The organism is Stenotrophomonas maltophilia group sp. RY12688 (assembly GCF_052149045.1).
Classification (GTDB): Bacteria; Pseudomonadota; Gammaproteobacteria; order Xanthomonadales; family Xanthomonadaceae; genus Stenotrophomonas; species Stenotrophomonas sepilia.
In genome coordinates this window covers 1,785,880-1,808,944 of record NZ_CP197389.1, presented here as the reverse complement: position 1 = coordinate 1,808,944, position 23,065 = coordinate 1,785,880, and the positions used below count along the sequence as shown (strand labels likewise).

Sequence of the window (23,065 nt, the reverse complement as noted above, 5' to 3'; positions counted from 1 at the left end):
GAGCCGGTCTATGCCTTACGTGGGATCATTCCCACTCAATGGTCGCCGGCGGCTTCCCCGAGATGTCATAAACCACCCGCGACACCCCCCGCAGCTCATTGATGATCCGGTTGCTCACCGTACCCAGGAACTCATACGGCAGATGCGCCCAATGCGCGGTCATGAAGTCAATCGTCTCCACCGCACGCAGCGCAATCACCCACTCATAAGCCCGCGCGTCACCCACCACGCCCACCGACTTCACCGGCAGGAACACGGCAAACGCCTGGCTGGTCTTGTCGTACAGGTCGGCCTTGCGCAGCTCATCAATGAAGATGGCATCGGCCTTGGCCAGCAGTTCGGCGTATTCGCGCTTCACTTCGCCCAGAATGCGCACGCCCAGGCCCGGGCCCGGGAACGGATGGCGGTAGACCATGGTACGCGGCAGGCCCAGTTCAACGCCCAGGCGGCGCACTTCATCCTTGAACAGCTCGCGCAGCGGCTCCACCAGGCCCAGCTTCATGTGCTCCGGCAGGCCGCCCACGTTGTGGTGGCTCTTGATCACATGCGCCTTGCCGGTCTTGCTGCCGGCCGACTCGATCACGTCCGGGTAGATGGTGCCCTGCGCCAGCCACTTGGCGTTCTTCAGCTTGTTCGACTCTTCGTCGAAGATCTCAACGAACAGGTTGCCGATGATCTTGCGCTTGGCTTCCGGGTCGCTCACGCCTTCCAGCGCGGCGAAGTAACGGTCGGCGGCATTCACGCGAACGACCTTTACGCCCATGTGCTCGGCGAACATCGCCATCACCTGGTCGCCTTCCTGCCAACGCAGCAGGCCGGTATCCACGAACACGCAGGTCAGCTTCTCGCCGATGGCCTTGTGCAGTAGCGCAGCCACAACCGACGAATCGACGCCGCCAGACAGGCCCAGGATCACTTCGTCATCGCCCACCTGTTCGCGCACACGGGCGATCTGGTCGTCGATGATGTTGGCGGCGGTCCACAGGGTCTGGCAGCCGCACACGTCCACCACGAAGCGGCGCAGCAGCGCCTGGCCCTGCAGGGTGTGGGTCACTTCCGGGTGGAACTGCACGCCGTACCAGCGCTTTTCTTCGTTGGCCATGGCGGCCACCGGAATGCGGTCGGTGGTGGCGGTGATGGTGAAGCCCGGCGGCGCGACGGAGACGTGGTCGCCGTGGCTCATCCAGACATTCAGCTTCGGCTCGCCGCCGTGGTCGCTCAGGCCCTTGAACAGTGCATCGGGGTTGATCACGTTCACTTCGGCGTGGCCGAACTCGCGCTGGTCAGCGGCTTCGGTAGCACCGCCCAGCTGCGCGGCCAGGGTCTGCATGCCGTAGCAGATGCCGAAGATCGGCAGGCCGCTGTCGAACACTTCCCGCGGCGCGGTCGGCGCACCCGGCAGCGTGGTCGATTCCGGGCCACCGGACAGGATGATGCCCTTGGCGCCAAACGCGGCGATCTCGGCCGGGTTGTGGTCCCAGGCCCAGATTTCGCAGTAGACGCCCAGTTCGCGGATGCGGCGGGCGATCAGCTGCGTGTACTGCGCGCCGAAATCGAGGATGAGGATCTTGTCGTTATGGATATTGGTCATGGTGCCGTTCCAGTGGTGTTTTTCGCAGCGCCCGGCGCTTCGAGGCTCTGCGTCAGCGTGGCGATGAACGCCTCGCGTTGTTGAATATGTGAGGGGTCTTCCTCGTCCCAGCGCAGCATCAGCAGGCCGTGCGGTGCGTTGGGGTTGGCGCGGTCAGCGCGCGGCAGCTCGGCGATTTCCTGCACTTCGGTGCCAGGTACGAGGCGACGTTGCAGTGCGGCCATCGAGAAGCCCGAATCTGCAGCGCCCCAGGACGCCCATTGCACGCTCATCCGTGCGGGCTCCAGCGCGCCCAGTACTGGCGTCAGCACCGGATCATCCGGCCCGTGCAGCAGCTCGGTAATGCATTGCAGCGTGACCTGCAGCGGGCGCTCACCGGTGCCTTTCAGCAGCCAACGCTGCGCGCCAGCGGCCTGCACCTGCCAGCCCTTCGGCAGCGAGAACGCGTTCTGGCACGCCTGTACGTCCTTCACTTGCGAAACCGCCGCGCCCGGAGACCCGGAGCGCGGCGGCGGTTCGGACAACGAACAGCCTGCCATCAGCAGGCTGCCCGTAATCGCAAGAGCAGTTCGCAAGCGCATCAGGCGCGGTAGTTCGGCGGCTCTTTGGTGATGGTCACGTCGTGGACGTGGCTCTCACGCTGGCCGGCGCCGCTGATCTTCACGAACTTGGGCTTGCTGCGCATCTCGTCGATGGTGGCGCAGCCCACGTAGCCCATGGTGGCGCGCAGGCCGCCCATCAGCTGGTGGATGATGCCGCCCACCGGGCCGCGGTACGGCACGCGGCCTTCGATGCCTTCCGGCACCAGCTTGTCGGCGGTGGCGGCGTCCTGGAAGTAGCGGTCCTTCGACCCCTTTTCCATGGCGGCCAGCGAGCCCATGCCGCGGTAGCTCTTGTACGAACGGCCCTGGTACAGCTCGGTCTCGCCCGGCGATTCCTCGGTACCGGCCAGCAGGCCGCCGACCATGATGGTCGAGGCACCGGCGGCCAGCGCCTTGCCGATGTCGCCCGAGTAGCGGATGCCACCGTCGGCGATCAGCGGGATGCGGTCCTGCAGCGCTTCGGCCACCAGGTCAATCGCGGTGACCTGCGGCACGCCGACGCCGGCGACCACGCGGGTGGTGCAGATCGAGCCCGGGCCGATGCCGACCTTCACGGCGTCCGCGCCGCTGTCCAGCAGCGCCAGTGCGGCTTCGCCGGTGCAGATGTTGCCACCGATGACCTGCACGTTCGGGAAGTTCTTCTTGACCCAGCTGACGCGGTCCAGCACGCCCTGCGAGTGGCCGTGCGCGGTATCAACCACGATCACGTCCACGCCGGCGGCGACCAGCGCTTCCACGCGGCGATCGGTATCGCCACCCACGCCGACGGCCGCGCCGACCAGCAGGCGGGTCGACAGATCCTTGGCGGCGTTCGGGAAGTCGGTGTTCTTCTGGATGTCCTTGACGGTGATCAGGCCACGCAGTTCGAACGAATCATTGACCACCAGCACCTTTTCGATGCGGTTGCGGTGCAGCAGCTGCAGCACTTCGTCGGACGCGGCGCCTTCCTTGACCGTGATCAGGCGATCCTTCTTGGTCATGATGTGGCGGACCGGATCATCCAGCTCGGTCTCGAAGCGCATGTCGCGGTGGGTCACGATGCCGGCCAGCTGGCCGTCGCTGCCCACCACCGGCACGCCGGAGATGTTGTGCGCCTGGGTCAGGGCCAGCACGTCGCGGATGGTGGTTTCCGGGCCGACGGTGATCGGGTCGCGGATGACACCGGCCTCGAATTTCTTGACCTTGGCCACTTCCGCGGCCTGCTGTTCCAGGCTGAGATTCTTGTGGATGATGCCCATGCCGCCGAGCTGGGCCATGGCGATGGCCAGGCGTGCTTCGGTGACGGTATCCATCGCGGCGGACAGGATCGGAAGCTTCAGCTTCAGGTCTCGGGTCAACCGCGTTTCGAGGTTGACGTCCTTGGGCAGGATGGTCGAGTGGGCGGGGACGAGCGAGACGTCGTCGTAAGTGAGTGCTTCAGCCTGGATGCGCAGCATCGGCATACCCGAGATGTGGGGAAGCGCGACATTTTACCCTGTTTTCGCGCCGCGTGGCAGGGGGTAGATGCGACGCAGTGTCGCGCGGGCGGTGATCGGTTCAGGAGGGTTTGGAACCTGCCTCGGTGGGTGCGGACCGTTGGTCCGCACTGCCTTCATACACCTGTGCACCGGCATTGTGCCGACCAACGGTCGGCACCCACCTTGAGAGGTTCACCCGAGCCAGCCCTGAAGCGCCTTTGGTGGGTGCGGACCGTTGGTCCGCACTGCCTTCATATACCTGTGCACCGGCATTGTGCCGACCAACGGTCGGCACCCACCTTGAGAGGATCACCCGAGCCAGCCCTGAAGCGCCTTTGGTGGGTGCGGACCGTTGGTCCGCACTTTCCCTCAGACACCTGAGAACAGCCCCAGGTGAGGTCAGCTCAGCGCTTCCGCCGCTTCCAGGGTGTTCTGCATCAACGTGGCCACGGTCATCGGGCCCACACCACCCGGCACCGGGGTGATCCAGCTGGCCCGCTGGGCCGCCGCCTCAAACCCGACGTCGCCCACCAGGCGGCCGTCATCCAACCGGTTGATACCGACGTCGATCACCACCGCGCCCGGCTTCACCCATTCGCCCGGCACGATGCCCGGGCGGCCCACCGCCACCACCAGGATGTCGGCGTTGCGCACGGCCTGCTCCAGCACGTCCTTGGGGGTGAACTTGTGGCAGCTGGTGACGGTGCAGCCGGCAATCAGCAGCTCCAGGCCCATCGGGCGGCCGACGTGGTTGCTGACGCCCACGATGGTGGCGTTGCGGCCACGCACCGGCTGGTCGGTGTGGCCCAGCAGCGTGGTGATGCCGCGCGGGGTGCACGGGCGCAGGCCGAACTCGCGCAGGGCCAGGTGGCCGACGTTTTCCGGGTGGAAGCCGTCCACGTCCTTGCGCGGGTCAATGCGCTGGATCAGCCGGCGCGCGTCGGGGATGCCCGGCAACGGCAGCTGGATCAGGATGCCGTTGATCTTCGGATCGGCGTTGAGCTGGTCGATCAGGTCGAGCAGCTCGGCTTCGGTGGTGCCGGCCGGCAGGTCGTAGTCATGCGCCTCGATGCCGACCTTCTCGGCGGCACGGCGCTTGTTGCGCACGTAAACGGTCGAAGCCGGGTCGCCACCGACCAGCACCACGGCCAGGCCCGGGCGGCTGCCGCCGGCGGCCACGCGGGCGTCGACGCGCACCTTCAGGCTGTCGAGCAGGTCCTCGGCGATGCGGCGGCCATCAAGGATGCGGGCAGGATGCTGGGGGGCGGAATCGTTCATTGGGGGCAGGCGTGGGGCGGCGGGGACGCTATTGTCCCCGATTCAGGCCCCCTCGCCCACCGCCGTGCGCCGACTCCGCGCACCGGTAGTGCCGGCCGCTGGCCGGCAACCTCATGACGTCGGAACGTTTGCACATTTGGCGGCCAGCGGCCGGCACTACCGGGCTTTATTCTTCCTCTTCCGGCACGTCCTGCGGGTTCAACGTCTTGCTTGCCCGCTTCGGCGCGGTGAACGGCGTCGGCGTCGGCACGCCCTGGCCGGAGTTGCCGAACACCATCTTGGCCCCGGCATTCAAGCCGCCCCCGGCAATCTCCAGCTCGAAACGCTCGGCATCGCGGCGCCGGATCTGCTCGGCAATCTCCACCGCATCGTCCTCGTCCGCACCCAGTTCCACCAGTGCGGCCTGGCCGAACAGCACCGCCGACTCGAACGTCTCGCGGATCTGGAAATCAACACCAGCATGGATCAACCGCAGCGAATGCTCGCGGTCGAACGAGCGCACCATCAGCTTGGCCTGCGGGAACTCGTGCGACACCAGCTCAACAATGCGGTCAGCCGCCTCGGCCTTGTCCACGCACACCGCAATCGCACGTGCGGTGGCCGCGCCCGAAGCATGCAGCACGTCCAGTCGCGTACCGTCGCCGTAGTAGATCTTGAAACCGAAGCGCGCCGCGCTCTGGATCATCTCCACATCGTTGTCGATGATGGTCACGTCCACGTCGCGCGCCAGCAGCGACTGGCTGGCGACCTGGCCGAAGCGGCCGAAGCCGATCAGCAGCACACTGCCGGACAGGCCATCGGCCTCGTCCACGCCGTCCATGTTCACCGTCGGCTTCGGCGCGATGCGCTTGTAGAGCAGCACCACCAGCGGGGTCAGCGCCATCGACAGCACCACCACGGCGGTGAAGTTGGCATTGATCTCCAGGTTGATCACCCCGGCCGATGCGGCAGCGGAGAACAGCACGAAGGCGAACTCGCCGCCCTGCGCCATCAGCACGCCCCGGTCCAGCGCCTGCGCGTGGTCGCTGCCCATGATGCGCGCGACCACGTAGATGCACAGCGCCTTGGCCGCCATCAGCGCCAGCACCAGGCCGAGGATCAGCTGCCAGTTGCCGGCCACCACACCCAGGTCCAGCGCCATGCCGACGCTGAGGAAGAACAGGCCCAGCAGGATGCCGCGGAACGGCTCGATGTCCGCTTCGATCTGGTGACGGAACGTCGATTCGCTCAGCAGCACGCCGGCCAGGAACGCGCCCATCGCCATCGACAGGCCCGACAGCTGCATCAGCAGCGCCGCGCCCAGCACCACCAGCAGCGCGGCGGCGGTCATCACCTCGCGCGCCTTCGATTCGGCCAGCACGCGGAACAGCGGGTTGAGCAGGAAGCGGCCGACCAGCACCAGGCCGACGATGGCACCCACGCCGATCGCCACCGACAGCCAGCGCGAGCCCTCGCCATCGGCGCTGCCAGCGCCCGGCGCCATCCAGGCCACCAGCGCCAGCAACGGCACGATCAGCAGGTCTTCGAACAGCAGGATGGAGACGATCTTCTGGCCCGACGGCAGCGCGATGTCACCACGCTCGGCCAGCAGCTGCATCACCACCGCGGTGGAGGTGAGCACGAAGCCGGTGGCGCCGATGAAGGCCACCTGCCACGGCAGGCCGAACAGTTTGGCGATGCTGGTCAGCACCAGCGCACAGGTGACGATCTGCAGCGTGCCCAGCCCGAAGATTTCCTTGCGCAGGCTCCACAGATGCGAGGGCCGCATTTCCAGGCCGATCACGAACAGGAACATCACCACGCCGAGCTCGGCGGTATGCAGGATCGCCTGCGGGTCGGAGAACCAGCCCAGCCCGAACGGTCCGATCGCCAGGCCAGCGGCGAAGTAGCCCAGCACCGAGCCCAGGCCGGCCCGGCGGAACAGGGGCACCATCACCACCGCCGCGCCCAACAGGGCCACGACCTTGACCAGCTCGCTGGTCGCTGCTTCTACCGCCATGCGGTGTGTTCCCCAAGATCCAGAATCGGGTTCAACAATAGAGCAATGCCGATGACGGCAATAGCACGCATGTTGCGCCGGATTGTCTTGGCGATGGAACGATGCAGGGAGTGACCCCCAACATCATCCCGAAACCATGCACGTGACTGTACAGCCGAGCACGGGCTCGGCTCTACAGTAGATCCACGCCATGCGTGGATGACGCTCCGATTCACCCACCCCGGCAGAACGCGGCGTAATCGATATATCCCGGGAACGGCACACCCGGCGCGCAGACCGGACACTGCGGGTCCGGCCGGATGCCGGTCTCGCGGAAGCGCATGCCCAGCGCATCGAAGCGCAGCAGCCGACCCACCAGCGGCTCGCCAATGCCCAGCAGCAGCTTCAGCACCTCGGTGGCCTGCAGCACGCCGGCCAGGCCAGGCAGCACGCCCAGTACACCAGCCTCGGAACAATTCGGCGCAAACTCTGGAGGCGGCGGCTCGGGGAACAGGCAGCGATAGCAAGGTGCCACGCCGCGCTGGCGGCCGGCGTCAAACACGCTTACCTGGCCGTCAAAGCGCTCGATGGCGGCATACACCAGCGGTTTGGCGTGCTTGATGCAGGCGTCGTTGAGCAGGTAGCGCAGCGGGAAGTTGTCCGAGCCATCCAGCACCACGTCCACGCCCTCGAGCAGCGCATCCACGTTCTCAGAGGTCACCCGCTCCGGCACCGCCTCGACCTCGATCGACGGATTCAACGCCAGCAGCCGCTCGCGCGCGGAATCGACCTTGAGCTGGCCGACGCTGGCTTCGGTATGCACGATCTGCCGATGCAAGTTGCTGCGCTCCACGCGGTCGTGGTCGGCGAAGCGCAGGTGCCCTACCCCGGCGGCGGCCAGATAGAAGCCGGCCGGCGCACCCAGGCCGCCCGCGCCCAGCACCAGCACGCGTGATTGCTGCAGCCGACGCTGGCCGGCCTCGCCCACCTGTGGCAGCAGCAGGTGGCGCGAATAACGATCAAAGAAATCGCGGTCGGCGGCACTGGCCAGCGGCTGCACCAGTGGCAGCGACTGCTCGCGCCAGGCCACGGTGCCGCCCGTCACGGAAGCGACCTGGGCGTACCCGGCCTCCAGCAGGAACTGCGCGGCATCGGCCGAGCGCTTGCCGCTCTGGCAGATCAGCAGGATCTCCTGGTCGCGCTGCGGCAGATGCGCCGCCGGGTCGGCCTGCAGCTCGCCCTTGGCCACGCCGCGCGCGCCCTCGGCCATGCCGCCGGCCCGCTCGTGCGCCTCGCGCACATCGATCAGCACGGCGCCATGGGCCAGGCGCTCGCGTGCCTGCGCGGGGGAAAGCTCTTGGATGCTCATGGCCGCATTATCGCGCACGTGGCGGCAGGCCGCCTTGACCGATACCTGCAAACATGGGGTAGTGCCAGCCGCTGGCCGGCATGGCCATGAACGCACCGGACGACGCGAGGTTGCCGGCCAGCGGCCGGCACTACCGGTGGGAGCGCGAACGAAGAAGGCGGCCCTGCGGCCGCCTTCCCGTGAATCACTTGCCCTTGACGTGCTTCATCAAGCGCCGCTTTGCCTTGACCTGCCGCTCGGTGAGGACGTTCTTCTTGCCCTCGTACGGGTTGGTCCCCTCGCGGAAGATGAAGCTCACCGGCGTACCGATCAGCTTGAAGCGCTTGCGGAAGAAGTTCTCCAGGTAGCGCTTGTACGACTCCTGCAGTTCCTTCAGGCGGGTGCCGTGCACGATGAAGGTCGGCGGGTTGGAACCGGCCGGATGCACGTAACGCAGCTTGGAGACATGGCCGCGGATGGTCGGCGGCGGATTGGTCTCGTAAGCCACTTCCAGCGCCTTGTTCACTTCGCTGGTGGTGAAGGTCTTGTTCGCCGATTCGTGCGCACGATGCACCGCACGGAACAGCTCACGCAGGCCCGAGCCGTGCTTGGCCGAGATGCGCACCGATTCGGCCCACGGCACGAAGCCCAGCTTCAGCGACAGCATGGTTTCCGCCTGCTCGCGCTGGTACTCGGTCAGGCCATCCCACTTGTTGATGGCGATCACCAGCGCGCGGCCGGCATCGAGCACGGCACCGAGCACGGTGGCGTCCTGGTCGGTCACGCCTTCGGTGGCGTCGAGCATCAGCACGGCCACCTGGCACTGCTCGATCGACTGCATGGTCTTGACCACCGAGAACTTCTCGACAACCTCATCCACGCGCGAACGACGGCGCAGGCCGGCGGTGTCGATCAGGCGGTACTCACGGCCGTCGCGCTCCAGGTCCACCGCGATCGAGTCGCGGGTGGTACCCGGCACGTCGGAGGCGATCATGCGCTCCTCGCCCAGGATGCGATTGACCAGGGTCGACTTGCCCACGTTCGGGCGGCCGACGAAGGCGATGCGGATGCGGTTCGGGTCGTTGTCCAGCTCTTCGCCGCTGCCTTCTTCCGGCAGGCGCTGGATCACTTCGTCCAGCAGGTCGTCCAGGCCCTGGCGATGCGCGGCCGAGACGGTCAGCATCTCGCCGAAGCCATAACGGGCGAACTCGGAACGCACGCTGTCCTCGTCGGTGCCGTCGATCTTGTTGATCAGCAGCAGCGTCGGGCGCGACAGCTTGCGCAGCCAGGCCAGGATCTCGTCGTCCAGCGCCGAGGTGCCCTCGCGGGCATCGACGACGAACAGGATCAGGTCGGCTTCGGCCGCGGCCGCACGGGCCTGGCGCGTGGTGGCGCCGGCCAGGCCTTCGTCTTCCCCGGCGATACCACCGGTATCCACGACGAGGAAATGGTTGTCCTCGTCGAGGCGGCAGACACCGTAGTTGCGGTCGCGGGTGACGCCGGGCTGGTCATGGACCAGCGCGTCACGGGTGCGCGTAAGCGCATTGAAAATAGTCGACTTGCCGACATTCGGCCGTCCAACCAGGGCGACCAGAGGCAGCATCGCGATTACTCCAATTTTTTAGTTTGCCAACCGGAAGGCGGTCAGCTTGCCATCCACGTTCTGCACCAGCAGCACCCCGTCGACGACGACCGGCTGGGCCAGCAGGGCGTCACCGCCACTCTTTGCCCGTGCCGCCATCGCACCATCGGAGGCCTGCAACCAGTGCACATATCCCTTGTAGTCACCGACCACCACGTAGTCGCCGTGCAGTGCCGGGCCGGTCAGGGAGCGACGGGCCAGTGCCGTCTGCGACCACATGGCTGCGCCGCTGGCCTTGTCCAGGCCGAACACGCCGCCCTTGTTGTCGGTCACGAACACATTGCCCGACGATACCGCCACCCCACCGGCGCCGCCATGGTCGCGCGCCCACAGCGGGCGACCGGTCGGGCCTTCGATGGCCATGGTCTGGTTCTTGAAGCTGCTCACGTACAGGGTGTTGCCGTCGAGCACCGGTGCGCCGTCGACGTCCGCCATGCGCTCCAGCTCGGTGCGGCCTTCGCCGTTGCCGAGGTTCTGTTCCCACAGCGTGCGGCCATCCTGCTGGGCCAGGGCCGCAACCGCGCCCTCGTCCTTGCCGATGAACAGCACACCCGGGCCGGTCACCACCGGCGCGTTGCCGCGCACGGTCAGCGCCGGCAGCTCGCTCGGGTTGAACCACTTCTGGGTGCCGTTGCCGACATCGAAGGCGGTCACACGACCGTCGTTGCTGCGCACGTAGACCATGCCCTGGGCAACGGCCGGCGCGGCGATCACTTCACCCGGAACACGGGCGCGCCACTTCTCGCTGCCGTCGTTGATGTCCAGCGCGATGACCTGACCGTCCAGCGTGCCGATCACGACCAGGTTCTCACCGACACCCGGGCCGCCGGACAAGCGCAGCTTGGCCTTCTTCTTTTCCTTCTTCGGCTCCCAGGTCCAGACCTTCTTGCCGGTCTGCAGGTCGATGGCGTGCACGCCACCGGTGATCGCCGCAGCGAACACGTGGCCGTTGGCCACCGCCGGGCCCTGGCGCACACCGATGCGACGCTCGCCCTTGCCGAGGTTGACCGACCAGATCTTGCTGACCTTCACGGTCGGCTCGAACTTGACCAGCTCAGCCGGTTCCTGTGCCTTCTTCGCCGCCGCGTCCTTGCCAGCGAACCAGCCCTTCATGGTGCCGCAGCCGGTCAGGGCCATGCCCATCAGGAGCACGGTGGCGACGCGGGTGATCATGACCTTCTGACTCATCAAACCGACTCCGCAGGGGCGGCAACGGTGCCGCCGGCGTCCATAACCTTGGTTTCCAGCAGGCGCCGCTGCGGCGCTGCCACGTCCAGCGTCTTCAGCGCCTTCTCGTACTGTGCACGGGCCTCATCGCGCTTGCCCTGCGCCATCAGCGCATCGCCATGGATTTCCAGGCTGCTGCTGTCGGTGGCGCTGCCCAGCAGCTTGATGGCCTCGTCGCTCTTGCCGGTGGCCACCAGCAGGCGGGCCACACGCTGGTCGACCACGCGCTGCAGGTCGCCTTCGACCTTCACGTTGCGCAGGGTGGCCAGTGCCTCTTCGTTCTTGCCGGCGTCGACCTGGGCCTTGGCCAGCTGCAGCGCCGCGAGGTCGCCGTAGATGCTGGACGGGCCGGCTTCGAGCGCCTTGACCGCCTTGGCGGCGTCGTCAAGCTTGTTCTGCTGCAGGCCCTGCAGGGCCTTCTGGTACTCGACATTGGCCGAGGCCAGCTTGCTGCCCTGCTCCTTCTGGTACCACTGCCAGCCGGCAATGGCACCGATGGCGATGACTACGCCACCGAGGATGCTGGCGCCATTCTTCCGCAGCCAGCTGCGGACGCGTTCACTTTGTTCGTGCTCGTCGAGCAGATCGTCGATCGCCATGCGTACTCTCGCCCCGCCCGTCGGGAGGGACCATTGGGTTTAATCGAAGGTGGTGAAACCGCGCCTCAGTGCGAAACCGGGACTACGGAGCCTTCAGAGGATACCTGAAAGCGTGCCACGTTGGCTCGCTGGTAGGGGGTCAGATCGACGATAGCGCCGTTCTGCTGAACCTGGACCGCCGAGGCGTTGCCCAGGGTCACCCGGGTCACCTGGCCCGGCGTGAAGCTGCGGGTCTCGCCGGACTTGATCAGTGCCTTCTCGACGGTGCTGCCGTCCGGGCCGCCGATGTCGACCCAGCTGTCGCCGCTGAACTGCATTTCCAGCGCATTGCCGGCAGCCGGGGCCGGCGCCGGGCGCGGCACCGGGGCCAGCGAGGCGACGTAAGGGGTGGCCGCCGGCTTGCTGGCCGGGGCCGTGGTCGCTTCGGCCGGGGCGGCCATCTCGCTACCGGCTGCGGACGGCGTGACCGGCACGGCGGCCGGGATCACGTCCAGCGAGGCGGTGCTCGGCGACGGGGTCGCGCTGCCGTCGAAGTGGCCACGGGTGGCGAACCACACCGGCACCGCCAGCACGGCGGTGATGCCGACATACAGCACGCGCCGACCGAGATTCTCGGCAATGCGGCGCGCACGGGGGGTATGGGTATGGCTGACCAGGGTGGGCGGAACCACCGGGCCGACCTGGGCCTGTTCCAGCAGCTCGCCCACGTCCACGTCGAGCAGGCGTGCATAGCTGCGCAGCTGGCCGCGCACGAACACCGGCGCCCCCAGCTTCTGCCATTGTTCCTCTTCCAGCGACTTGACCACCTGGACCGGCATGCGCAGGCGCGAGCCGACATCTTCGAGGGTCAGTCCGGCCGCTTCACGGGCCTGGCGCAGGCGGGTGCCGCAGCCGGCCGCAGTCTCGAGAGCGCTCACAGTCTGGTCATCAATCACAATGCATCAACCCTGGAGTTAGGAGCCCGCTTCCTGCGGAAATTCCTGTCGAATCCGCTGCAGATAACGATCAGATGCCGCCTGATCGCCCAGCTTCACTTCGATTTGAGACGCAAGTTGTAACACGGAACGCGTTGCGGGTGCAGCCGCAATCCTACGTTCGGCGAACGCCCGGGCCTCCATGTAGCGGCCCTGGCGGAAGCTCAGCTGGGCCATCGACTCCAGCGCAACCGGGTTGGCCGGCGCCGCGACGAGTGCCGCGCGCAGGTCGCGCTCGGCACGTTCGAGCTGCCCAGCGTCCAGTGCGCAGCTGCCGGCATTGGCCTGCGCTTCGCCCGGGGTGGCATAGCCCGGCGCCTGCAGCGCCCGGTCGAACCAGACCAGCGATTCGGCCGACTGGCCCTGCTGGCACAACCAGGCACCGTAGTTGTTGAGCACGTCCCCGCGCTGCGGCGCCAGCTCGGCGGCCTTGCGGAAATTCTCGCCCGCCTGGCGGGTGCGGCCACGACGGTCATCGATGCCGGCCTGCAGCACCAGCGCATCGGGCGCCTCGGGCGCCAGCTTCAGCGCTTCGCGCACCTTGCGCTCGGCGGCGTCGAGATTGCCGACCTGCATGTCACGGGTCGCCAGGGTCAACAGGTCGCGCCAGCGCACTTCGCGCCGCACGCTTTCCGGGTCAGCCACCGAATAGACCGGCGCCTGGCTCGGCCCAAGCTTGGCCTTGGGATGGGATTTGCAGCCGCCGACCGCAACGGCCAGCCCGCCTGCGAACAGAACCAGCCAGAGGCGGTCAGGCCGCGGCATCGCTCCCCTTCCCCGCCTGCAGCGTCTTGTTGAACTCCGCCTGGCGGCGGGTGCGGTCCATCACCTGGCCCTTGAGCTGGCCACAGGCGGCGTCGATGTCGTCGCCACGGGTGCGGCGGACCATGGTCAGCACGTTGCTGTCGAGCAGGATCTTCTGGAAGGCACGGATGTGCGCTTCTTCCGAACGCTCGTAGCGGGTGCCCGGGAACGGGTTGAACGGGATCAGGTTGACCTTGCCCGAATCCTTGGCCTGCACCGCGTTGTCGAACTGGCGCATCAGGCGGGCCAGCTCGCGGGCATGCTCGGGCTTGTCGTTGATGCCCTTCATCAGGGTGTATTCAAAGGTGACCGACTCGCGGCGCTTGTTGGCGCGCAGGTAGCGTGCGCACGAGGCCATCAGCTCGGCGATCGGGTACTTCTTGTTGAGCGGCACCAGCGTCTCGCGCAGCGCGTCGTTCGGCGCATGCAGCGACACCGCCAGCGACACGTCGCTTTCGGCAGACAGGCGGTCGATCTGCGGCACCAGGCCAGAGGTCGACAGGGTCACGCGCTTGTTGGCCAGGCCGTAGCCCAGGTCGTCGCGCATCACGCTCATGGCGCGCACGACGTTGTCGAAATTCATCAGCGGCTCGCCCATGCCCATCATCACCACGTTGGTGAGGCGGCGCATCTGGTGCGGCACGTTGCCCAGGTGGCGTGCGGCAACCCACACCTGGCCGATGATCTCGGCGGTGGTCAGGTTGCGGTTGAAGCCCTGGGTAGCGGTGGAGCAGAACGTGCAGTTCAGGCCGCAACCGACCTGCGAGGACACGCACAGCGTGCCGCGGGTCTTGTCCGGGATGTACACGGTCTCGATGGCGTTCTTGCCATCCACGCCCATCGCCAGCAGCCACTTGTGGGTACCGTCGGCGGAGGGCTTGTCGAACACGATGTTGGGAACCAGCACCTCGGCATGGGCCTGCAGCTTGGCGCGCAGGACCTTGCCGAGGTCGGTCATTTCATCGAAATCGGTGACGTAGCGATGGTGGATCCACTTCATCACCTGATGGGCACGGAACTTCTTTTCGCCGAGAACCTCGACGAAAAACTTCTCCAGGCCCGCGCGATCAAGGTCGAGCAGGTTCTGCTTGCCAGCCGTGGGTGCCGACTTCGGCAGCGGCTGGATGGCGGGGGACTGTACGACCTCGTTCACGGCATTACTCTCAGCGCGAGACGACTTCGGTGGCGGCGAAGAAGTAGGCGATCTCAATCGCGGCATTCTCGACCGAGTCCGAGCCGTGGGCGGCGTTGGCATCGATGGATTCGGCGAAGTCGGCGCGGATGGTGCCCGGCGCGGCTTCCTTCGGGTTGGTGGCGCCCAGCAGGTCGCGGTGGGCCAGGACGGCGTTCTCGCCTTCCAGGGCCTGGATCATCACCGGGCCGGAGATCATGAACTCGACCAGCGCGTTGAAGAACGGACGCTCGCGGTGCACGGCGTAGAAGCCTTCGGCTTCACGACGGGACAGCTGCTTGTACTTGGCGGCCACGACCTTCAGGCCGGCCTTCTCGAAGCGGGCGTAGATTTCGCCGATGACGTTCTTGGCAACGGCGTCCGGCTTGATGATCGAAAGGGTGCGCTCCAGCGCCATGGGATGTCTCCAATGGAATCGGGCCGCTGATGGCCCGAAGGGTAACATGAAAAAAACCCGCGTCGGGACGCGGGCTTAGCCTGATAAACGTAGGCGAATTGTAAAAGATAAAGCCGCGGCATGGTAGTGCCGGCCGCTGGCCGGCAACCCCGTCGCGGGCCAAGGGTCGGATTCCCGCAGGGGCTCTGACCCATTCCGGGGCCCACCGTTGGGGTCGGAGCCCCATTCGAGGATCCGACCCCACCCCATCGCATTCACCCACCTGAGTGAAATCTGACCGGCCCGGGCAGTTTTGCTGCACTGCAAAATGCCATACGCTACCGTCTGGTCCTAGTATCAAACAATCGTTTGATTAAGGTCCGCCCGCCGATGGCCAAACCCGCCCACTTCTCGACCAAGGACCGGATCCTCGGCGCGGCCGAGGAGCTGTTCGCCCAGCACGGCTTCGCCGGCACCTCGCTGCGCCAGGTGACCAGCCAGGCCGATGTCAACATCGCTGCGGTCAACTACCACTTCGGCTCCAAGGAAAACCTGGTCAACGAGGTGTTCCGCCGCCGCATGGACGAGATGACCGGCGCCCGCCTGTCACAGCTCGAACGTGCCCGCGCCGAGCACCCGGGCGAACTGCGCCCGGTGCTGGCCGCCTTCGTCGAGCCGGCGCTGGCGCTGGCCCAGGACCGCCAGAACGGCGGCGCCTTCGTGCGCGTGATCGCCCGCGCCTACGCCGAGAAGAACGACAACCTGCGCAAGTTCCTGTCCGACCACTACGGCCACGTGCTGCGTGCGTTCGGCAAGGCCATCGGCGAGTGCGTGCCGGACCTGAGCAAGGAAGAGCTGTACTGGCGCCTGGACTTCCTTGCCGGCTCGCTCACCTATGCCATGGCCGATTTCGGGCTGATCAAGCGTCCCGCCGGTGTCACCGAAGCGGCGCATCGTGCCCATGCCGCCCACGAACTGATCCATTTCGCCGAAGCCGGGTTCCGCGCCGCCGCACGCGCCAGCGCCCTGCCTGCTTCCGTTTGATTCCACCCAGTAACTGCTGACCAACAAAGGCCCTACACCATGTCCAATTCCCTGCTAGTCCGCCGCGCCGCCGTGCTGGGTGCCGGCGTCATGGGTGCCCAGATCGCCGCCCACCTCACCAACGCTGGCGTCGACACCGTGCTGTTCGACCTGCCTGCGAAGGAAGGTCCGGCCGACGGCATCGTGCTGAAGGCGATCGCCAACCTGGGCAAGCTGAGTCCCGCGCCGCTGGCCAGCAAGTCGCTTGCCGAAGCCATCACCCCGGCCAACTACGAGTCCGGCCTGGAGCAGCTGAAGGACTGCGACCTGATCATCGAGGCCATCGCCGAGCGCATGGACTGGAAGCAGGACCTGTACAAGAAGATCGCCCCGTTCGTGGCCGACCACGCGGTGCTGGCCTCCAACACCTCCGGCCTGGGCATCAACAAGCTGGCCGACGTGCTGCCCGAACAGCTGCGGCACCGCTTCTGCGGCGTGCACTTCTTCAACCCGCCGCGCTACATGCACCTGGCCGAGCTGATCCCGGCCACCACCACCGACGACGCCGTGCTGGAAGGCCTGGAAGCTTTCCTGGTCACCACCCTGGGCAAGGGCGTGGTGTACGCCAAGGACACCCCGAACTTCATCGGCAACCGCATCGGCGTGTTCTCGATTCTGTCCACCATCCACCACACCCAGCAGTTCGGCCTGGGCTTCGACGAAGTGGACGGCCTGACCGGCCCGCTGGTCGGCCGCCCGAAGTCGGCCACCTACCGCACCTCCGACGTGGTCGGCCTGGACACCATGGCGCACGTCATCAAGACGATGGGCGACACCCTGCCGAATGATCCGTGGCATGAGTTCTTCAAGTCGCCGAAGTGGCTGGATGCGCTGATTTCCAAGGGCGCGCTGGGCCAGAAGACCGGCGCCGGCATCTTCCGCAAGGTCGGCAAGGACATCGTCGTACTGGACCTGGAGAAGCAGGACTACCGCCCGGCTGATCGCGCTGCCGCGCCGGAAGTGGTCGAGATCCTGAAGATCAAAAATCCGGCCGAGAAGTTCGCCAAGCTGCGCGAGAGCCAGCACCCGCAGGCGCAGTTCCTGTGGGCGACCTTCCGCGATCTGTTCCACTACAGCGCCTACCATCTGGCCGACATCGCCGAGACCGCGCGCGACGTCGACCTGGCCATCCGCTGGGGCTACGGCTGGTCGCTGGGCCCGTTCGAGACCTGGCAGGCCGCCGGCTGGAAGCAGGTGGCACAGTGGATCGCCGATGACATCGTGGCCGGCAAGAGCATGAGCAACGCCCCGCTGCCGGACTGGGTGTTCGATGGCCGCGACGGCGTGCATGCCGCCGAAGGCAGCTACAGCCCGTCGCGCAACGCCAAGCTGCCGCGTTCGTCGCTGCCGGTGTACCAGCGCCAGCGCTTCCCGGATCCGCTGTTGGGCGAGAAGTTCGCGCCGGGCGAGACCGTGTTCGAGAACGACGGCCTGCGCATGTGGCACGACGGTGATGGCATTGCCGTGGTCAGCTTCAAGACCAAGATGAACACCGTGTCCGACCAGGTGCTGGACGGCCTGCAGGAATGCGTCAGCCGCGCCGAGAAGGACTTCCAGGGCCTGGTGATCTGGCAGCAGAAGGAGCCCTTCTCTGCCGGTGCCGATCTGGCCGGTGCACTGGGCCTGCTGCAGGCCGGCAAGGTCGACCAGTTCGAAGAAATGGTTGCCAACTTCCAGCGCACCAGCCAGCGCATCAAGTACTCGCTGGTGCCGGTGGTTGCCGCCGTGCGTGGCCTGGCGCTGGGTGGTGGCTGCGAGTTCCAGATGCACAGCGCCAAGACCGTGGCCTTCCTGGAAAGCTACATCGGCCTGGTCGAGGCCGGCGTCGGCCTGCTGCCGGCCGGCGGTGGCCTGAAGGAACTGGCCGTGCGCGCCTCGCAGGCCGCAGGCCCGGGCGGTGATGTATTCGCCGAACTGAAGAAGACCTTCGAGACCGTAGCGATGGCCAAGGTGTCCAACTCGGCGGTCAACGCCAAGGAACTGGGCCTGCTGCGCAGCACCGACAAGGTGGTGTTCAACAGCTACGAAGCGCTGCACATCGCCAAGGCCGAAGCTCGCGCCCTGGCCGAAGCGGGCTACCGTCCGCCGCTGCCGGCACGCCGCATCCAGGTGGCCGGTGACGTGGGTATCGCCACCTTCAAGATGATGCTGGTCAACATGCTGGAAGGCCGCTTCATCAGCCCGTACGACTACGAGATCGCCGAGCGCATCGCCACCGTGCTGTGCGGCGGCAAGGTCGACCGCGGCACCCTGGTTGACGAAGAGTGGCTGCTGACCCTGGAGCGCAAGCACTTCGTCGAACTGGCCCAGCAGGAAAAGACCCAGGCCCGCATCGCGCACATGCTGAAGACCGGCAAGCCGCTGCGGAACTGACGGAAGACATCGGTAGTGCCGGCCGCTGGCCGGCAACCTCTTCCAACCCCTATTCAAGAGATCATTGCAATGACCAAGCAAATCCAGGACGCCTACATCGTCGCCGCCACCCGTACCCCGGTTGGCAAGGCGCCCAAGGGCATGTTCCGCAACACCCGCCCCGACGACATGCTTGCGCACGTGCTGCGCAGCGTCGTCGCCCAGGCCCCGGGCGTGGACGTCAACCGCATCGATGACGCCATCATCGGCTGCGCCATGCCGGAAGCCGAGCAGGGCATGAACGTGGCGCGCATCGGCGTGCTGCTGGCCGGCCTGCCGAACACCATCGCCGCGCAGACCGTGAACCGCTTCTGCTCCTCTGGCCTGCAGGCCGTGGCGCAGGCCGCCGACGCGATCCGCCTGGGCAACGCCGACCTGATGCTGGCCGGCGGCACCGAGTCGATGTCGATGGTGCCAATGATGGGCAACAAGATCGCCATGGCACCGAGCGTGTTCGACAACGACCACGTCGCCATCGCCTACGGCATGGGCATCACCGCCGAGAAGGTGGCCGAAGAGTGGAAGGTCTCGCGCGAAGACCAGGACGCGTTCGCCCTGGCCTCGCACCAGAAGGCCATGGCCGCGATCCAGAACGGCGAGTTCAAGGACGAAATCAGCCCGTACGAGATCGTCTCGCACCTGCCGGACCTGGCCGACGGCCAGCGCATCATCACCCGCAACAAGGTGGCCGACACCGACGAAGGCCCGCGCCCGGACTCCTCCGCTGAAGGCCTGGCCAAGCTGCGCCCGGTATTCCGAAACGGCCAGTTCGGCGGCACCGTCACCGCCGGCAACTCGTCGCAGATGAGCGATGGCGCCGGTGCCGTGCTGCTGGCCTCGGAGCAGGCGATCAAGGATTACGGCCTGACCCCGCTGGCGCGTTTCGTCAGCTTCTCGGTGGCCGGCGTGCGCCCGGAAGTGATGGGCATCGGCCCGATCGCCGCGATCCCGAAGGCCCTGAAGCAGGCCGGCCTGACCCAGGACCAGCTGGACTGGATTGAACTGAACGAAGCCTTCGCCGCGCAATCGCTGGCAGTGATCCGCGATTGCGGCCTGGACCCGAGCAAGGTCAACCCGCTGGGCGGCGCGATCGCCCTGGGCCATCCGCTGGGCGCGACCGGCGCGATCCGTACCGCCACCCTGCTGCACGGCCTGCGTCGTCGCCAGCAGAAGTACGGCATGGTGACGATGTGCATCGGCACCGGCATGGGCGCGGCGGGTATTTTCGAGGCGCTGTAAGGTTCAAAGCGTTGCCTCGTTGGGCTTCATGGCGTGGGTCGGGTTGGCAGGGCTGCCCGGGACACGCCGTGAACCCTTCCATGGGGGCTCGATGGCGCCATCCATGGCGCCAACGGTCCCGGGCAGCCCTGCCAACCCGGCCCTTCCAGCCTCCCCGCGGCGGAGGGATGAGCAAAGGCAGGGTCAAAGGCCGGGGTCAGATCCCTTTGCTGCGCAAAGGGATCTGACCCCAACAAGCAAAAAAGGCAGCCATTGGCTGCCTTTTTGCTTTGCTTCTGCCTTTGATTCCGCCCTTCCCGTCCGCGCCCGCAGGAAACTGTCGAGAGGGGGCGGATGGCCCTCTCCAAAACCGTTGGCGCCATGGATGGCGCCATCGAGCACCATGGAAGGGCTTTGGCGTGTTTTGGAGAGGGCCATCCGCCCCCTCCCCCATGTATCAATCAAAGCGCTGACGGAGCGCTTGATAAATCCCTTATTCCGCCAGCATCGCCGCCAGCTTCTCCCGCGCCGGGCCGGCCAGCTTCGGGTTGTCCAGCGCGAAGCGGATCGTCGCCTCCACCAGACCCAGGTGCGTACCGCAGTCGAAGCGGGTGCCCTCGAAACGATAGGCATCGACTTCTTCGGTCTTCAGCAGCTCGGCAATCGCATCGGTCAGCTGGATCTCGCCGCCGGCACCGGTCTGGGTCTGTTCCAGCAGTTCGAAGATCTTCGGGCTCAGCACGTAGCGGCCGACCACCGCCAGGTCACTCGGCGCGTCCTCCGGCTTCGGCTTCTCGACGATCTGCGAAATGCGGCCCTTGCGGCCATCGAACGCCTCAGTGGCGACGATGCCGTAGCTGGCGGTCTTTTCGTGCGGCACGTCTTCGACCGCGATCACGCTGGCACCGCTGGCCTCATTGAGGTCGGCCATCTGCTTCAGCGCACCGGCACCGCGATTCCAGATCAGATCGTCGGGCAGCAGCACCGCGAACGGCTCGTCACCGATCACAGCCTTGGCACACAGCACTGCGTGCCCCAGGCCCAGCGCCTCGGCCTGGGTCACGAAGATCGCGCGCACGCCGTTGGGCAGCACATGCCGGATCAGCTCCAGCTGCTCCTGCTTGCCGGCGCGCTCGAGCTTCTGCTCCAGCTCGTAGGCCTTGTCGAAATAATCGGCAACCGCGTGCTTGTAGCGGTTGGTGATGAACACCAGCGTGTCGCAGCCGGCTTCGATGGCTTCATCAACGGCGTACTGGATCAGCGGCCGATCAATGATCGGCAGCATCTCCTTCGGCACAGTCTTGGTTGCTGGCAAAAAACGCGTTCCCAGTCCTGCCACCGGGAAAACTGCCTTGCGAATTCGCTTGCTCATTGGTGCCTGTTCGCCTCACGTGCCGGAAAGGGCACGACTTTAGCGGATGAAATGTAAGCATCCTGTTCGATTGGCGAGAATTCCGGCATCGTCGCAAACAGGATTTCCTGGATGCTGGCAGTGTCGTAGCTGGCAATCGCCTCACGCAGGCGCGGAACGTTGCCCAGCACCAGGTCGCGCGAGAACGTACGCACGCCGGCCTCGAGAATCTTCGGGTGCGCGGTCGAACGGTAGTCTTCGTCCGAATAGAACAGCGTCTCGTGCAGCTTCTCGCCCGGGCGCAGGCCGGTATAGATGATCTGGATGTCCTTGTACGGCTGCTTGCCGGTCAAACGGATCATCTGTTCGGCCAGCACGCGGATCGGCACCGGCTCGCCCATGTCCAGAGTGTAGATCGCACCATGCGACGCCGACGCGGCCGCCTGCAGGATCAGCTGGCAGGCCTCGGGGATGGTCATGAAGTAACGGCTGACTTCCGGGTCGGTGACCGTGACCGGACCACCGCGCAGGATCTGCTCGCGGAACAGCGGCACCACGCTGCCGGCCGACGCCAGCACGTTGCCGAAACGCACCGTGACGAAACGGGTGTGCGTGGACTTCTGGTCCAGGCTCTGGCAGATCATCTCGGCGTAGCGCTTGCTCGCACCCAGCGCATTGACCGGGTCGACCGCCTTGTCCGTGGAAATGAACACGAAATGCTCCACGCGGGCTTCCAGGCACGCGCGGGCGACGTTTTCGGTCGCCAGGATGTTGTTGCGCACCGCTTCGCGCAGCTGGCGCTCCAGCACCGGCACGTGCTTGTAGGCGGCCGCATGGAAAGCGGTATCGACCGGGTGCAGCGACAACGCATGGCGAATCACCGCCGGGTCACCGCAGTCGCCCAGCACCGCCTCGATCTCGACATCGGGGAAGCTGCGCCGCAGCTCGCCCTCGATGGTCAGCAGCAGCAGCTCGCTGATCTCCAGCAGGATGATGCGACCTGCACCGTGCCGCGCGCACTGGCGACAAAGCTCCGAGCCGATCGAACCACCGGCGCCGGTGACCATCACAGTGCGCCCACCCAACCAGCCGCGGATCAGGTTCCAGTCCGGCATGATCGGCTTGCGGCCCAGCAGATCCTCGATCGCCACTTCCTTCAGCTGGCCCGGCAGCGACTGGCCCTGCAGGATGTCGCTGAGCTTGGGCACGGTACGGAACGGAACGCCGGTGCTTTCGCAGATCGCGACAACGCGCTGCATGCCTGCGGCGTCCAGTGACGGCATGGCAATGACCAGCAGCTTGGCAGCGGTCTCGCGGACCACTGTCGGGGCGTCATCCAGGGTGCCGAGGATCGGCAGGCCCTGCAGCTTGGCACCCCGCAGGTGCGGTGCATCGTCGAGCAGGCCGACCGGCTCGAAGTTGCCGGAACGACGCAGGTCGCGCACCAGTGTTTCCGCCGCCTGGCCGGCGCCGAGGATCAGCACGCGGCGGGCGCTGGAATCGGACTGCAGGGCCTGATAGTCCTTCCAGGCCCGGTACAGCAGGCGCGGTGCGCCCAGCAGGGCCGACAGCGCGAACGGGTAGATCACCAGCACCGACATCGGCACGCCGTCGAAGCGCTTCCACATCAGCACCAGGACAATGGCGACCATGCCGATGAAGCTGGCCTTGAAGATGTTCAGCAGGTCGCTGACGCTGGCGAACCGCCACAGCCCGCGATACAGGCCCACGCGCCAGAACACCAGGCCCTGCAGCAGCAGGACCAGGGTGGTATCGACGTTCCACAGGGGCAGCGCCGGAGCGTTGGGCAGGATCGAGTAACGCCCTGCATGGAGCAACTGCCAGCATGCCCAGACCATGAAAAGGTCGTGGCAGACGATGGCCGAACGCGGCATCAGGCCGAGGATTCTGTCCCGCCAGGGTGAAGCCATAA

The 23,065-nt window shown here is 66.4% G+C and carries 18 protein-coding genes; 3 read left to right on the top strand and 15 right to left on the bottom strand.

From position 1 onward, the window contains the following. Positions 1–25: 25 nt before the first annotated feature. The 13 genes from guaA to ndk form a co-directional block, all read right to left on the bottom strand. On the bottom strand, positions 26–1,591 hold the full coding sequence (guaA, locus tag ACS0OT_RS08560; protein ID WP_442256234.1) for a glutamine-hydrolyzing GMP synthase: 1,566 nt from the start codon (positions 1,589–1,591) through the stop codon (positions 26–28). Then, the gene (locus ACS0OT_RS08555) at positions 1,588–2,064 is read right to left on the bottom strand and encodes a hypothetical protein (protein ID WP_171955986.1); all 477 of its coding nucleotides are present in this window, start codon (positions 2,062–2,064) and stop codon (positions 1,588–1,590) included. Before ACS0OT_RS08555 ends, guaA begins: the two co-directional genes overlap by 4 nt. A 107-nt stretch (positions 2,065–2,171) precedes the next feature. Further along, the gene (gene guaB, locus ACS0OT_RS08550; RefSeq protein WP_032958143.1) at positions 2,172–3,629 is read right to left on the bottom strand and encodes an IMP dehydrogenase; all 1,458 of its coding nucleotides are present in this window, start codon (positions 3,627–3,629) and stop codon (positions 2,172–2,174) included. 420 nt (positions 3,630–4,049) lie between these two features. Then, positions 4,050–4,928 (bottom strand): bifunctional methylenetetrahydrofolate dehydrogenase/methenyltetrahydrofolate cyclohydrolase FolD, encoded by an 879-nt coding sequence (gene folD / locus ACS0OT_RS08545; protein WP_164133639.1) that lies wholly within the window; start codon positions 4,926–4,928, stop codon positions 4,050–4,052. A gap of 166 nt (positions 4,929–5,094) precedes the next feature. Continuing rightward, positions 5,095–6,927 carry a monovalent cation:proton antiporter-2 (CPA2) family protein gene (locus ACS0OT_RS08540; RefSeq protein ID WP_375365990.1) on the bottom strand — a complete coding sequence of 611 codons (1,833 nt, stop codon included), beginning with the start codon at positions 6,925–6,927 and terminating at the stop codon, positions 5,095–5,097. A gap of 211 nt (positions 6,928–7,138) precedes the next feature. Beyond that, the gene (gene moeB / locus ACS0OT_RS08535; protein ID WP_164093660.1) at positions 7,139–8,275 is read right to left on the bottom strand and encodes a molybdopterin-synthase adenylyltransferase MoeB; all 1,137 of its coding nucleotides are present in this window, start codon (positions 8,273–8,275) and stop codon (positions 7,139–7,141) included. Between the two features lie 184 nt (positions 8,276–8,459). Continuing rightward, a complete protein-coding gene (gene der, locus ACS0OT_RS08530; RefSeq protein WP_005413118.1) occupies positions 8,460–9,857 on the bottom strand; it encodes a ribosome biogenesis GTPase Der in 1,398 nt (465 codons plus the stop codon). A gap of 18 nt (positions 9,858–9,875) precedes the next feature. Continuing rightward, a complete protein-coding gene (gene bamB, locus ACS0OT_RS08525; protein ID WP_005416243.1) occupies positions 9,876–11,084 on the bottom strand; it encodes an outer membrane protein assembly factor BamB in 1,209 nt (402 codons plus the stop codon). Continuing rightward, the gene (locus ACS0OT_RS08520; protein ID WP_005416242.1) at positions 11,084–11,722 is read right to left on the bottom strand and encodes a YfgM family protein; all 639 of its coding nucleotides are present in this window, start codon (positions 11,720–11,722) and stop codon (positions 11,084–11,086) included. The genes bamB and ACS0OT_RS08520 overlap by 1 nt, the downstream gene beginning before the upstream one ends. 65 nt (positions 11,723–11,787) lie before the next feature. Next, positions 11,788–12,657: a RodZ domain-containing protein gene (locus tag ACS0OT_RS08515; protein WP_069139967.1), complete on the bottom strand. Its 870-nt coding sequence runs from the start codon at positions 12,655–12,657 to the stop codon at positions 11,788–11,790. 18 nt (positions 12,658–12,675) lie between these two features. Continuing rightward, positions 12,676–13,461: a type IV pilus biogenesis/stability protein PilW gene (pilW, locus tag ACS0OT_RS08510; protein WP_442256231.1), complete on the bottom strand. Its 786-nt coding sequence runs from the start codon at positions 13,459–13,461 to the stop codon at positions 12,676–12,678. Then, positions 13,448–14,653 (bottom strand): 23S rRNA (adenine(2503)-C(2))-methyltransferase RlmN, encoded by a 1,206-nt coding sequence (gene rlmN / locus ACS0OT_RS08505; RefSeq protein ID WP_005409296.1) that lies wholly within the window; start codon positions 14,651–14,653, stop codon positions 13,448–13,450. Before rlmN ends, pilW begins: the two co-directional genes overlap by 14 nt. A gap of 10 nt (positions 14,654–14,663) precedes the next feature. Next, a complete protein-coding gene (gene ndk, locus ACS0OT_RS08500) occupies positions 14,664–15,089 on the bottom strand; it encodes a nucleoside-diphosphate kinase (protein WP_005409295.1) in 426 nt (141 codons plus the stop codon). 369 nt (positions 15,090–15,458) lie between these two features. On the opposite strand from ndk, the gene ACS0OT_RS08495 reads away from it, so the two are divergent. The 3 genes from ACS0OT_RS08495 (at position 15,459) to ACS0OT_RS08485 (ending at position 19,802) form a co-directional block, all read left to right on the top strand. Then, the gene (locus ACS0OT_RS08495) at positions 15,459–16,112 is read left to right on the top strand and encodes a TetR/AcrR family transcriptional regulator (RefSeq protein ID WP_005416238.1); all 654 of its coding nucleotides are present in this window, start codon (positions 15,459–15,461) and stop codon (positions 16,110–16,112) included. 39 nt (positions 16,113–16,151) lie between these two features. Beyond that, positions 16,152–18,524 carry a 3-hydroxyacyl-CoA dehydrogenase/enoyl-CoA hydratase family protein gene (locus ACS0OT_RS08490; RefSeq protein WP_111201353.1) on the top strand — a complete coding sequence of 791 codons (2,373 nt, stop codon included), beginning with the start codon at positions 16,152–16,154 and terminating at the stop codon, positions 18,522–18,524. 69 nt (positions 18,525–18,593) lie between these two features. After that, entirely contained in the window at positions 18,594–19,802 is a 1,209-nt protein-coding gene (locus ACS0OT_RS08485; protein ID WP_005416236.1) for an acetyl-CoA C-acyltransferase, read from the top strand. Between the two features lie 472 nt (positions 19,803–20,274). Here ACS0OT_RS08485 and galU read toward each other — a convergent pair whose 3' ends face one another. Both galU and ACS0OT_RS08475 read right to left on the bottom strand, forming a co-directional pair. Next, complete coding sequence (gene galU, locus ACS0OT_RS08480; protein ID WP_032954121.1) at positions 20,275–21,153, bottom strand: UTP--glucose-1-phosphate uridylyltransferase GalU; 879 nt, start codon at positions 21,151–21,153, stop codon at positions 20,275–20,277. Continuing rightward, positions 21,150–23,063, bottom strand: coding sequence for a polysaccharide biosynthesis protein (locus tag ACS0OT_RS08475; protein WP_032954120.1), 1,914 nt, complete (start codon positions 23,061–23,063; stop codon positions 21,150–21,152). Before ACS0OT_RS08475 ends, galU begins: the two co-directional genes overlap by 4 nt. Positions 23,064–23,065: the final 2 nt, after the last annotated feature.